11 protein-coding genes and 4 tRNA genes are annotated in these 11,720 nt (G+C 44.0%); 13 read left to right on the top strand and 2 right to left on the bottom strand.

Going from position 1 to position 11,720, the window contains the following annotated elements:
- Positions 1–44 precede the first annotated feature (44 nt).
- The 4 genes from FRZ54_RS21980 (at position 45) to FRZ54_RS21965 (ending at position 3,080) form a co-directional block, all read left to right on the top strand.
- The gene (locus tag FRZ54_RS21980) at positions 45–647 is read left to right on the top strand and encodes a ComEA family DNA-binding protein (protein ID WP_147033956.1); all 603 of its coding nucleotides are present in this window, start codon (positions 45–47) and stop codon (positions 645–647) included.
- Positions 644–1,171: an adenine phosphoribosyltransferase gene (locus tag FRZ54_RS21975; RefSeq protein ID WP_147033955.1), complete on the top strand. Its 528-nt coding sequence runs from the start codon at positions 644–646 to the stop codon at positions 1,169–1,171. The genes FRZ54_RS21980 and FRZ54_RS21975 overlap by 4 nt, the downstream gene beginning before the upstream one ends.
- A 137-nt stretch (positions 1,172–1,308) precedes the next feature.
- Positions 1,309–2,007 carry a twin-arginine translocation signal domain-containing protein gene (locus FRZ54_RS21970; protein ID WP_147033954.1) on the top strand — a complete coding sequence of 233 codons (699 nt, stop codon included), beginning with the start codon at positions 1,309–1,311 and terminating at the stop codon, positions 2,005–2,007.
- Positions 2,008–2,111: 104 nt separating this feature from the next.
- Complete coding sequence (locus FRZ54_RS21965) at positions 2,112–3,080, top strand: c-type cytochrome (protein WP_228462564.1); 969 nt, start codon at positions 2,112–2,114, stop codon at positions 3,078–3,080.
- 8 nt (positions 3,081–3,088) lie between these two features.
- Here FRZ54_RS21965 and FRZ54_RS21960 read toward each other — a convergent pair whose 3' ends face one another.
- Positions 3,089–3,889 (bottom strand): DUF4249 domain-containing protein, encoded by an 801-nt coding sequence (locus FRZ54_RS21960; protein WP_147033952.1) that lies wholly within the window; start codon positions 3,887–3,889, stop codon positions 3,089–3,091.
- Between the two features lie 9 nt (positions 3,890–3,898).
- On the bottom strand, positions 3,899–6,223 hold the full coding sequence (locus tag FRZ54_RS21955) for a TonB-dependent receptor (protein ID WP_147033951.1): 2,325 nt from the start codon (positions 6,221–6,223) through the stop codon (positions 3,899–3,901).
- A gap of 140 nt (positions 6,224–6,363) precedes the next feature.
- On the opposite strand from FRZ54_RS21955, the gene FRZ54_RS21950 reads away from it, so the two are divergent.
- From FRZ54_RS21950 to tuf, 9 genes are all read left to right on the top strand, one after another.
- On the top strand, positions 6,364–7,539 hold the full coding sequence (locus FRZ54_RS21950) for an acyl-CoA dehydrogenase family protein (protein WP_147033950.1): 1,176 nt from the start codon (positions 6,364–6,366) through the stop codon (positions 7,537–7,539).
- Between the two features lie 478 nt (positions 7,540–8,017).
- Positions 8,018–8,209: a 30S ribosomal protein S21 gene (gene rpsU, locus FRZ54_RS21945; protein WP_107827313.1), complete on the top strand. Its 192-nt coding sequence runs from the start codon at positions 8,018–8,020 to the stop codon at positions 8,207–8,209.
- Positions 8,210–8,296: 87 nt separating this feature from the next.
- On the top strand, positions 8,297–9,184 hold the full coding sequence (locus tag FRZ54_RS21940; RefSeq protein ID WP_147033949.1) for a tyrosine-type recombinase/integrase: 888 nt from the start codon (positions 8,297–8,299) through the stop codon (positions 9,182–9,184).
- A gap of 13 nt (positions 9,185–9,197) precedes the next feature.
- Complete coding sequence (hpf, locus tag FRZ54_RS21935) at positions 9,198–9,545, top strand: ribosome hibernation-promoting factor, HPF/YfiA family (protein ID WP_147033948.1); 348 nt, start codon at positions 9,198–9,200, stop codon at positions 9,543–9,545.
- A 309-nt stretch (positions 9,546–9,854) separates the two neighbouring features.
- Positions 9,855–9,927 (top strand) — tRNA-Thr (locus tag FRZ54_RS21930).
- A gap of 83 nt (positions 9,928–10,010) precedes the next feature.
- Positions 10,011–10,091, top strand: a tRNA-Tyr gene (locus FRZ54_RS21925).
- A 94-nt stretch (positions 10,092–10,185) separates the two neighbouring features.
- A tRNA-Gly gene (locus tag FRZ54_RS21920) sits at positions 10,186–10,258 on the top strand.
- Positions 10,259–10,340: 82 nt separating this feature from the next.
- Positions 10,341–10,412, top strand: a tRNA-Thr gene (locus tag FRZ54_RS21915).
- A 60-nt stretch (positions 10,413–10,472) separates the two neighbouring features.
- On the top strand, positions 10,473–11,660 hold the full coding sequence (gene tuf, locus FRZ54_RS21910; RefSeq protein WP_147033947.1) for an elongation factor Tu: 1,188 nt from the start codon (positions 10,473–10,475) through the stop codon (positions 11,658–11,660).
- Positions 11,661–11,720: the final 60 nt, after the last annotated feature.

Genomic DNA, 11,720 nt, shown 5'->3' with positions numbered 1-11,720 from the left:
AAATAAACTTAGCGTTGATAACACGTATTAAAAATTACTTGTCAGTGTCGAAAAAGGAATGGAACGGCATGGTTGTGCTGGTGATCCTGATCGCCCTTATCCTTGCAACCCCTTTCGTTCTGCAATCTTTTCGCAAAGATAACGCAATAGATGGGAAGGAGTTTGATAAAGCTGTTGCCACCCTCGAAAAAGCAAGGATAGCTATTGGCGATAACAAGATCAAAGCGTATAAAAAAGCAGCACCGGGAACCGTTATCGAATTAAATGCCGCCGATACCACAAAACTGACGCAGCTTAACGGCATAGGCGCTTCTTTTGCACGGCGAATCGTAGCTTACCGTGAGCGTTTGGGTGGCTTTGACAATAAGGAGCAATTGAAAGAGGTATTTGGGGTCGATTCTGAAAAATATGCAGGATTCCAGGCACAGGTAACGGTTGATGCCTCACTTATCAAAAAGATACGGATCAATAAGATTACTTTTGACGGGCTTAAATGGTTCCCATATCTCAGTTTTAAGCAGATGAATGCCATTATCCAGTTTCGGGAACAGCACGGCGAATACCAGTCGATAGATGATATGCGCAACGTTGCCATTTTGAACGACGAAATTTTGAAGAAAATAAAACCTTATATCAGTTTTAAATGATAGAACAGCAGATAAAAGCGGCAATACGCGACATACCCGATTTCCCAAAGCCCGGTATCGTTTTTAAGGATATTACCCCCATACTGAAAGATCCGCTTTTATGCGAAAAGATAGTCGATGCTTTTGCGGAAAAATTAAGCACTACGCCCATAGATGTTATTGCCGGCGTGGAAAGTCGCGGCTTTTTGTTCGGCCTTTCACTTGCCTGTAAGTTGGGCGTCCCGTTTATACCGGTACGTAAAGCAGGGAAACTGCCTTATACCATTAAACAAAGAGCTTATAAATTGGAGTACGGCACCGCTATTATCGAGATGCATATCGATGCATTCGAGCCCGGGCAGCATGTCCTGATACATGACGACCTGCTCGCAACAGGCGGCACAGTCACCGCGGCAAGCGAACTTATACACGAAATGGGCGGCATAGTTTCGGGTTTCGCGTTCGTAGTGGGTTTGGGTTTTTTAAACGGAAAAGAAAGAATAGCGCCGATCTCTGACAACATTATTGTACTGGCAGATTATTGACTCTGCCCCTTTGAAAAAAATTGTCTTAATTTTCATTAAGTCAAAAGGTTATATATAAATTTATGTAGAATAAAATTGGCGTCCGCCGTTACGGCGACCGCTTGAAAGCAACATCTCTGTCACCTAAATTAAACGTTATGAAAACGAATGATCAATCCGGGTTAAATGAGCGTCGTAGTTTTTTGAAGCAATTTGCTACCGGCGCAGCTGTATTAGGAACCGGCATTCTTGCCAATCCGCTTGCTGCTTCGGCGGCAGAGCTTTCTCACAGCAGTAATTCTGATGCTGATGAATGGTTCGGTAAAATAAAGGGTAAACACAGGATAGTGTTTGACGCCACGCAGCCGAATGGAATAATGCCATTTGCATGGCCCAAAATATTCCTGGTTACCAATGGCGCAACAGGAACGCCTGAAAGTGATTGCAGTGTGGTGGTTATCCTGCGGCACAACGCAATACCTTATGCTATGGGGAATGACCTTTGGGCAAAATATAAGTTTGGTGAGATGTTTAAGATAGATGATGAGGCAACCAAGAAACCGCTAACAGCCAACCCATTTTGGCAGCCGAAACCAGGCACATTCAAAGTACCGGGAGTTGGACCGGTGGAGATAGGTATAAATGAATTGCAGGCCAGCGGCGTAATGTTTTGCGCGTGCGACATGGCCCTTACGGTTTATAGCGCAGTTGCCGCTATGAGCTCGAAGCAAGATCCTGCTGAGGTTAAAAAAGAATGGCTTGCAGGCCTCTTACCCGGAATACAGCCCATGCCATCGGGCGTTTGGGCCGTCGGACGCGCCCAGGAACATGGTTGTACCTATTGCTTCGCCGGGTAAATAGCGAATTGAAATTACCGGAAACTTTTAAGAAATGACATGTTTATTCTTTTGGGTTTCCGGTTTTTTGTCTTTATTGCTCTTATATGCCGTCAGGATCAAATTTGAAAACAGCAGTTATAGCAGGAACTCTTTTGTTGAGTTTCGCTGCCTGCCGGCATACTGAAAGTATCGGAAACAAAAGAGTATCGTCTTCGCAGGATAAACCACAGTGGATGGTACCCGATACTACAGAACTTCCGGATAATGAGGAGTCAAGGCTGATCAAATACGGGCGTGCGCTCGTGGTAAACACGTCGTATTATTTTGGTCCAAAAGGAGTGATAGCACACAAAAGTAACGGCTTGAACTGTCAGAATTGCCATCTTAGCGCGGGGTCAAAACCGTTTGGCAACAATTTCTCGCTGGTAGCGGTGGGTTATCCAAGGTATAAAGAAAGAAGCGGAACGGTAGAAACCATTGTAAAGAAGGTGGAAGACTGTTTTGAGCGCAGCCTGGATGGGCAAAAGATCGACAGTAACAGTGCCGAAATGAAGGCTTTTGTGGCTTACCTTAAATGGATAGGGAAGAATGTAAAGAAAGGAACTAAGCCAGCAGGGTCGGGTATAGATGAACCGGTATTTTTAGATCGTGGCGCTGATACTGTAAAAGGGAAACTGGTTTATATTTCCAAATGTCGACGGTGCCATGGAGCCGATGGGCAAGGTAAATTAAATACAGCCGGTAACGCTTACGTTTACCCCGCCCTTTGGGGTAAGCATAGTTATAACATAGGCGCAAGTATCTACCGCCTTTCAAAATTCGCCGGTTATGTAAGAGATAATATGCCTTTTGGTGCTGATCATAAGAAAAGGCAGCTTACCGATGCGGAGGCCTGGGACGTTGCCGCCTTCGTTAATTCGCAACCCCGCCCTGTTAAAAATGTAAGCGACGACTGGCCGAAACTTGCTACCAAGCCTTATGATTATCCCTTTGGGCCTTACGCCGATCACCTTTTTTCAGAAAGCCAGCATAAATACGGCCCGTTCGCACCTGTCAAAAAGTATTACGCATTATTAACAATAAAGCAATAAAGTAATATCTACTGAACCACTTTGGTAATGCTTTGCGTGGTATGCGCGCTAAAATACCCCAGTGTCGTCGGGGTAATATTGGTAGGCGGATTTGCGGGTGCTACCTGCCCGCCGGGGTTATTTGCCTGTTGCTGCGCCAGTGTAAACCAATACAGGTATACAGGTCTGTCGATACACTGCATTTCCACTTTCACGGTATCGCCCGGGAAAACATCAATGTCATTTTCCTGCAGATCGAGATCGGCATATTTGCCGTTTATAAATTGATCGTCGAATGCAAATATGGCTTTAACCTGTACGCCGTTCACATACATCGCCACGCGATATTGATTGGCAATATCCGGAGGGTCCTGGAAATGGATGGCCGCCATTTTCTTATTGTTCTTCTTATCAAAGATATTCTCCTTAAATGTTATCGAGTCCAGGTTGACGAGTTGCGGCATTGTTGATCTGGCGGTATAAGTTTTTCCGGATGTATTGACCGTTAACGTATAAGTTCGGCCTGCGATGCCGTTTACCGGTGCTACCGAATAGGTGCCTGCCGTGTCTTCTGTCAACTGGTATTGATGGCCTGTATCGTCCGTAATGGAAACCGAGGCCCCTGTTACGGCCGGGTAAATGTTTGTATTGGTAAAAGGTACATTGCGGCTAAGTTTTACATATTGACGGCCCTGTTGATCGGTAATGTTCGCCTCGATCACCAGTTCACCTGTTTTATTACCAAGGTCAAGATTGATCACCTTTTTGCACGATGCAGCGCTCATTAGAGTAATGATCAGGAAGAAACAATATCTGGTGCAGCTTTTCATACTCCTAATTCAAAATTTAAAGTTCCAGGTAACCGATGGTATCCTTGTCGCAAAAATGCTGGTCTCTTCCGCTTCCGTCGTGTTAGGTATCTTTTTGCTATCCTGGAAAGTAATAATATAAGGATTGCGGTGCGCGTACAGATTATATATGCCAAATGTCCAGCTTGAATGATACTTTTTGTGCGGCTTCCCCTCAAGTGTGGCCCCAATATCAAGCCGGTTGTTGGAAGGCATACGGTAACCGTTCCGTTCCGAATAGGAAAACGTCGTCAGCCCGCCGATGTTATACTTCCCCGTAGGGAAGGTGACGGCATTCCCGGTACCGTAAACAAAATCGGCAGAAAACGACCACCGTTTATTGAATTTATAAATCCCAACTACCGACAGATCGTGCGTGCGGTCCTGCGTTGCCGGAAAGTAGCGCCCATTATTAATAGCAGCAAACTTTTCTTCTGTCCGCGATAAGGTATAACCTATCCAGCCATTAAAGCGGCCATATTTCTTTTTTAAGAATAACTCGATACCATACGCCCGGCCCGACCCATATACAAGTTGCGATTCCACATCCTGGTTTACAAGCAATTGGGCGCCATCGCGGTAATCTATCTGGTTTTGAAGCCATTTGTAATAGATCTCAGCCGAAAATTCATAAGTATTATCCTTGAAGTTACGGAACCATCCTGTCGAAACCTGGTCGGCAATTTCCGGCTTGATATTATTGCTGCTCATTACATACAGGTCGGTAGGCGTGTTGCTGGTGGAATTACTGAGCAGGTGGATATTTTGGGTATTTCGGTTATAGGAGAATTTGAGTGAGTTCTGCTCGTCCAGCATATAACTTGCCGACAGCCGCGGCTCAAGATTAATATAGCTTTTTACCAGCGCACCAGAAGCATATCTTGCCGAGTCGGTAACGTGGCCTGCTGCATCGTAAGTTTTAAAAGTGCCAGGCCCTTGAAGGAACAAGCCGCTTAAACGCAGGCCATATAATAAAGTGAACCTGTTGCCGGCTTTCCATTCATCACTTACGTAAAGAGCATTTTCATAGCCGTACCTCTTTTCGGTGCTTACATCGTTAAAGCTGGAGGATTGCGAAGCAGTAATATCGCCGGGCGATATATCGTGGTGCAGGATATTAAAACCAAATTTAAGCGTATGGTTATCGCCCATGGAATAGGAGAGGTCTTCCTTCAGGTTAACATCCGTTATTTGCGAGGTTGCTTTGAACTCGTTGTCGCTCAGGAAGCTCTGTATCACATAATTATAATTGCTGAAAACCAGCGAAGTGTTTGAGAACAGGCGATCGTTAAAAAGATGGTTAAAGCGTATGGTGCCCGTTGAATTTCCCCAGTTGGTGCCGAACGTGTTTTTTAATGCCAATACATCTTTCCCGAAATACCCGGAAATGTAAATAACGTTCTTATCATCAAAATGGTAATTGGCTTTGGCATTCAGGTCGTAAAAATAAATAGAGCTTCCGCTGATGGTTGAATCAGACGAGGCCCGCAAAAAGAAGTCGATATACGTGCGCCTGGCACTTACCATAAACGAGCCTTTATCTTTTACGATCGGACCTTCAACCTTAATACGTGATGAAATAAGCCCAAGGCCACCCTGAACGGTGTAGTCCTTGTTGTTACCCTCGTTCATTTTAATATCCAGTACCGATGATAAACGGCCGCCAAATTCGGCGGGCATGCCACCTTTATATAAAGTAACATCTTTCACCGCATCGGAGTTGAAGGTGGAAAAGAAGCCGAAGAAATGCGAAGCATTGTATACCGTTGCCTCGTCCAGCAATATCAGGTTTTGATCGGAACCGCCACCGCGAACATAAAAGCCTGTGTTGCCTTCAACGGTAGTCTTTACGCCCGGCAATAGCGAGAGTGTTTTTAAAAGATCTTTTTCGCCAAGCAATACCGGTACCTGGTTTATCTGCGCCATATCCAGTTTTTCTGTACCCATTTGCGGCGAGGCTATATTATCATTATTGGGCCTGTCGGCGCGGATGACCACTTCCTGCAAACTGTTGTTTAATGGGAGCGATATGTTAATATTCTGATTTTGATGCAGCGATACCTTCTTTTCGATGGCCTGGTATCCCGTGTAAGTAAATAATAAGGTATATTCACCTTCTGGAGCATAAATGGAATAAAAGCCATAACCGTTGGTGATGGTCCCGCTTTGCGGAAGTTCTTTTATCCGGATAGTAGCGCCTATGAGTTGCTCGCCGGTTGACGCGTCTTTTATGGTACCGCTTATGGTGTAGTTTTTTTGGCCGAAACAGGATAGCGTAAGTAGCAAAAAGAAGATGGAAAGTAGCGTTTTAGCCATCCGGCATATATTTTGGGCAAAAGTAATTCTTATACCGATAGTAACGCTGAAAATTTGATAAAAGGATAAAATGAAATAAATTTTACTATGCATGCATAGTAATTGATTTTAATTAAATTGCGCCCATCAATATAAACTTTATGACAAATAGCGCCGAAAGCTTTAACGGTTTTGATTTTTCTGTGTCTGAAGACCAGCAAATGGTTGGCCGAATGGCTCGCGACTTCGCCGAAAAGCACATCAAACCCCATATAATGGAGTGGGATGAGGAACAGCATTTCCCGCTGGAAATATTTAAGCAATTGGGCAAACTGGGCATGATGAGCGTGGTAGTGCCAACAGAATATGGCGGCTCGGGATTTGGATACCTTGAATATGTTACCGTGATACAGGAGATATCGAAAGTTTGCGGATCAATAGGGTTATCTTTAGCTGCACACAATTCATTGTGTACAGGGCATATCCTGGCTTTTGGAAATGAGGAGCAAAAGAAAAAATGGCTGCCCAAACTGGCGACTGTCGAATACCTGGGCGCCTGGGGACTCACCGAAGCCAATACCGGCTCAGATGCTATGCGTATGGGCACTACCGCGGTTTTAGATGGTGACCACTATATCATAAACGGTGCAAAGAACTGGATAACCCACGGTAAGTCCGGCGATATAGCAGTGGTAATGGTTCGGACAGGGGAGATAGGCGATTCGAAGGGTATATCGACTTTGGTAGTGGAACGCGGTACTCCCGGTTTTGCTGCCGGCAAAAAGGAGAATAAGCTGGGCATGCGTGCATCTGAAACCGCCGAAATGATATTTGATAACTGTAGGGTGCCCAAAGAAAACCTCTTAGGTAACGAAGGCGAAGGCTTTAAACAAGCCATGAAGGTACTGGATGGAGGCCGTATATCTATTGCGGCTTTGTCATTGGGTATTGCCAAAGGGGCCTATGAAGCGGCGCTCGCTTATTCCAAAGAACGTCACCAGTTTGGTCAGCCGATATCAAATTTCCAGGGGATATCCTTCAAGCTGGCCGATATGGCCACTGAAATTGAAGCCGCCGAAATGCTGCTGATGCAGGCCGCCGATCTTAAGAACCGCCACCAGCCCGTAACTAAACAGGCAGCTATGGCCAAATATTATGCATCTGAAGTAGCCGTCAGGGTTGCTAATGATGCCGTTCAGATATTCGGCGGGTATGGTTATACCAAAGATTTCCCGGTGGAGAAATTCTACCGCGATGCTAAGCTATGCACGATAGGCGAGGGGACATCAGAGATACAGAAGATCGTTATTGGTAGGGAGGCGTTGAGAGGGAATTGATTATGAAGGCAACCTTTATAGTTCTGACTGCTATTTTGCTGCATCAAACCCATAGCGATTTGATCAATTCGGTATGGGCCCAGAAAATAACCGCAAGCGCTAATAATACACTAACATTTAACCCAATGGACTTGTTTTAGAATATGATTGCGAATTAAATTATACCTTTCACTCTTCATATAAACTTTCCGGCGATACTATAATAATACGCGGTAAGGACGATTCTCATTCGGAGGACAATGGGAAAATCGACTATTCTTGGGTAACTACATATTTGGTAAAAAACAATGCTTTATATATTATTAAAAACCAAGTGTTTGAACGGGGAAAATGGAAAGAATATGGCTCCGGTAGTCATAAGTTCCCCAACTACAAAATGGTAAAGCCTGCCCATAATTAACTAATTTCCAATCAGTACTTGCATTTTCAATACAAATCCCTACCTTTGTCGTCCCATGAAAGGAGGTATACAGGGAATATGATCATTATCAACGTAAAAGAAGGCGAATCATTAGACAAAGCGCTGAAACGCTTCAAGAAGAAATTCGAAAAAACAGGTGTTTTGAGAGAGCTTCGCAGTCGCCAGGCATTCGAAAAAAAATCAGTAACCCGTCGCCACGTGGTGAAACATGCCATCTATAAACAGACTTTGAACCAGGACACTGTTTAATTCTGACTTAAAAAGAATTTAACATTTTCTTTGAATATATACTAAAACTATTTGTACATTCATTATTCCGTTTGTGCAAGTAGTTTTATGTTTTTAGAGCGGTTCATACAATATATTCAATACGAAAAAAGGTACTCGCCCCACACGGTTTCCGCTTACCAGTCAGACCTCGATCAGTTTTTCAAATTCCTTAATTATCCCGAAGAAATTATAGGTCATCCCTCAGAGATTACTTATCACAATATCCGCAATTGGATGGTGCATTTGATGGAGGATCATACCACGCGTTCTGTCAATCGTAAACTGGCCACGCTTCGCAAATATTTCAAATTCCTGCTGCGCGAAGGATTGATCGAAAGTAATCCTGCTTCCAAACTACAATCGCCCAAAACGGTAAAGCATCTGCCCATAGTGGTTGAGGATGAAAAACTGAGCGCCATGCTGAACGACGCGAAGACTTTCGGCGATGATTTTGAAGGCGTCCGCGATAAGCTGATCGTCGAGATTCTGTTCGGTACCGGCATCCGTTTGGCCGAATTAGTGGGTCTTAAAGAAGAAGATATCGATTTTCACAACGCTACCATCAAGGTTTTGGGTAAGCGCAATAAGGAACGTATCATCCCTATCAATCACGAACTGAAGCAGTTGCTGCTGCGATACAACGACTTAAAGAAAAGTGAAAATTTTCATAACAATTCTTTAACGTTGATCGTTACAAATAAGGGAACTGAGGCTTATCCAAAGTTCATCTATTTAATAGTGCAAAGGTATCTCTCCTACATATCAACCCAGGATAAAAAAAGTCCGCATGTGTTGCGGCACACCTTTGCAACAAGCCTTTTAAACCGCGGTGCCGACCTGAATGCCATCAAAGAGCTTTTGGGCCATGCTAATTTAAGCGCCACGCAGGTTTATACCCACAATTCCGTTGAGCGATTAAAGTCTATTTATAAACAAGCCCATCCAAAGGCATAACCAAGGAGGAAAAATGAAAATTACAGTGCAGTCTATCCGTTTCGATGCAGACAAAAAGTTGTTAGATTTTATTCAGAAAAAAACCAACAAGCTCGATCAGTTTTACGACAGGATCATTAGCGGCGAGGTTTATTTAAAATTGGAAAATGTAGAAGACGTAGCAAATAAGATAACGGAAATAAAACTGTCGTTACCGGGTGTACAATTATTCGCAAAAGAGCAATGTAAGACGTTTGAAGAGGGTACCGACCTGGCGGTTGAGTGCCTGCGCAAGCAAATTGAAAAGCATAAACAAAAGAAGGCAGTAGTTGCCGAAACTTCGAAAAAAGCGGCTTTATTGGCCGAAAACGAAGAATATTGATAAATCGAATTAGTGAAAATCGCGAAAATCGGCGGGGCAAACACCCCGCCGATTTTTTTTGTAAAAATAATTTTGTCCGGCTGTAAAAATGTGTAAATTTGCAGTCCCTTTCGGAAAGGTATATAAACCTGAAATTTTTAACAAAAAGGGTGGTTCTTTAAAATAAAATTTTTAAGCCTGTAATTTAAGCCTGTGGTATTCAGTAATTTTTGAAATCACCTGGCAGAAATAAAAGCGACAAATCTCTGTAGCTAAGCTAACGGACTTGGTAAAACAGGTTAAAAGAATAAGCAAAAGCAGACGAAATACGCCTCCTTAGCTCAGCTGGTAGAGCGACTGACTTGTAATCAGTAGGTCATTGGTTCGATCCCGATAGGAGGCTCTGTTTGATTTTAGAATAGAGAGTTACGATTTACGATTGCATTTCATTCGTAAATCCGAAATCGTAAATCTGAAATGAACAACGGGGGGATACCAGAGCGGTCAAATGGGACGGACTGTAAATCCGTTGCGCGAGCTACGAAGGTTCGAATCCTTCTCCCCCCACAGGGTTTAATTGTTGAAGGTCTGAATTATTGAAGGAATGTTTAAATAGATCAATTCAATAATTCACTAAATCGAATCCTTCGATAATTGAAAAGCGGAAGTAGCTCAGTTGGTAGAGCGATAGCCTTCCAAGCTATAGGTCGCGAGTTCGAACCTCGTCTTCCGCTCAGTTACAGTTGGCAGTGGCAGGGTTACAGTGGCAGTTATAAACTGGTAGCTGCAAACTCAAAACTGCAGACTTAAAAATAAGCCGACGTAGCTCAGGGGTAGAGCACTTCCTTGGTAAGGAAGAGGTCATGGGTTCAAATCCCATTGTTGGCTCTGCGTTAGTAATAAACGACTATTAAAAATAAAATTAACCTACAAAAATTTTTATAAATCATGGCAAAAGAAAAATTTGACCGCAGTAAGCCGCACTTAAACATCGGTACTATAGGTCACGTTGACCACGGTAAAACAACCCTTACCGCAGCTATTACCAAGGTATTGGCTGATAAAGGTTTATCTGAGGCTCGTTCTTTCGATTCAATCGACTCAGCTCCTGAAGAAAAAGAGCGCGGTATCACCATTAATACTGCACACGTTGAGTACTCAACTGCAAACCGTCACTATGCACACGTTGACTGCCCGGGACACGCTGACTATGTGAAAAACATGGTTACCGGTGCTGCGCAGATGGACGGCGCTATCATTGTGGTGGCTGCTACCGATGGTCCTATGCCTCAAACCCGCGAACACATCCTGTTGGCACGTCAGGTAGGTGTACCTGCACTTGTTGTTTTCATGAACAAGGTTGACATGGTTGATGATCCGGAATTGTTAGAATTAGTTGAGATGGAAGTTCGTGAATTGTTATCATTCTACGAATTCCCTGGCGATGATATCCCTGTAATTCAAGGTTCGGCCCTTGGTGGTTTGAACGGCGATCCTAAATGGATTGAAAAGATCATGGAGTTGATGGATGCTGTAGATAGCTACATCCCTATCCCTCCGCGTCTGACCGATCTGCCATTCCTTATGCCTGTTGAAGACGTATTCTCGATCACTGGTCGTGGTACTGTTGCAACCGGTCGTATCGAGCGTGGTGTGATCAACTCTGGTGATGCTGTTGACATCCTGGGTATGGGCGCTGAAAACTTAAAATCAACTGTAACTGGTGTTGAGATGTTCCGCAAGATCCTTGATCGTGGCGAAGCTGGTGATAACGTAGGTTTATTGTTGCGTGGTATTGAGAAAACTGATATCCGTCGTGGTATGGTTATCTGCAAACCAGGTTCAGTAACTCCTCACACCGATTTCAAAGCCGAAGTTTACGTATTGTCAAAAGCTGAAGGTGGCCGTCACACTCCATTCTTCAACAAATACCGCCCGCAATTCTATTTCCGTACTACTGACGTGACCGGCGAGATCGGTTTGGAGCCAGGAGTAGAAATGGTTATGCCTGGTGATAACGTTACCATCACTGTAAAACTGATCAACGCTATCGCTATGGAAAAAGGCTTACGTTTCGCTATCCGTGAAGGTGGTCGTACCGTAGGTGCTGGCCAGGTAACCGAGATCCTAAAATAAACTGCCTTTATCCCCCGAAAAGAGGAATCGGGTTAGGTTAATTTCTTTGCGAAGTACTTA

This window comes from Mucilaginibacter ginsenosidivorans (assembly GCF_007971025.1).
Classification (GTDB): domain Bacteria; phylum Bacteroidota; class Bacteroidia; order Sphingobacteriales; family Sphingobacteriaceae; genus Mucilaginibacter; species Mucilaginibacter ginsenosidivorans.
This window is presented reverse-complemented; position numbering and strand designations above follow the sequence as displayed.

Coding starts and splice junctions, on each gene's coding strand:
- FRZ54_RS21975 (WP_147033955.1), top strand. CDS start 644: ATGATAGAACAGCAGATAAAAGCGGCAATACGCGACATACCCGATTTC.
- FRZ54_RS21970 (WP_147033954.1), top strand. CDS start 1,309: ATGAAAACGAATGATCAATCCGGGTTAAATGAGCGTCGTAGTTTTTTG.
- FRZ54_RS21960 (WP_147033952.1), bottom strand. CDS start 3,889: ATGAAAAGCTGCACCAGATATTGTTTCTTCCTGATCATTACTCTAATG.
- FRZ54_RS21955 (WP_147033951.1), bottom strand. CDS start 6,223: ATGGCTAAAACGCTACTTTCCATCTTCTTTTTGCTACTTACGCTATCC.
- FRZ54_RS21950 (WP_147033950.1), top strand. CDS start 6,364: ATGACAAATAGCGCCGAAAGCTTTAACGGTTTTGATTTTTCTGTGTCT.
- rpsU (WP_107827313.1), top strand. CDS start 8,018: ATGATCATTATCAACGTAAAAGAAGGCGAATCATTAGACAAAGCGCTG.
- FRZ54_RS21940 (WP_147033949.1), top strand. CDS start 8,297: ATGTTTTTAGAGCGGTTCATACAATATATTCAATACGAAAAAAGGTAC.
- hpf (WP_147033948.1), top strand. CDS start 9,198: ATGAAAATTACAGTGCAGTCTATCCGTTTCGATGCAGACAAAAAGTTG.
- tuf (WP_147033947.1), top strand. CDS start 10,473: ATGGCAAAAGAAAAATTTGACCGCAGTAAGCCGCACTTAAACATCGGT.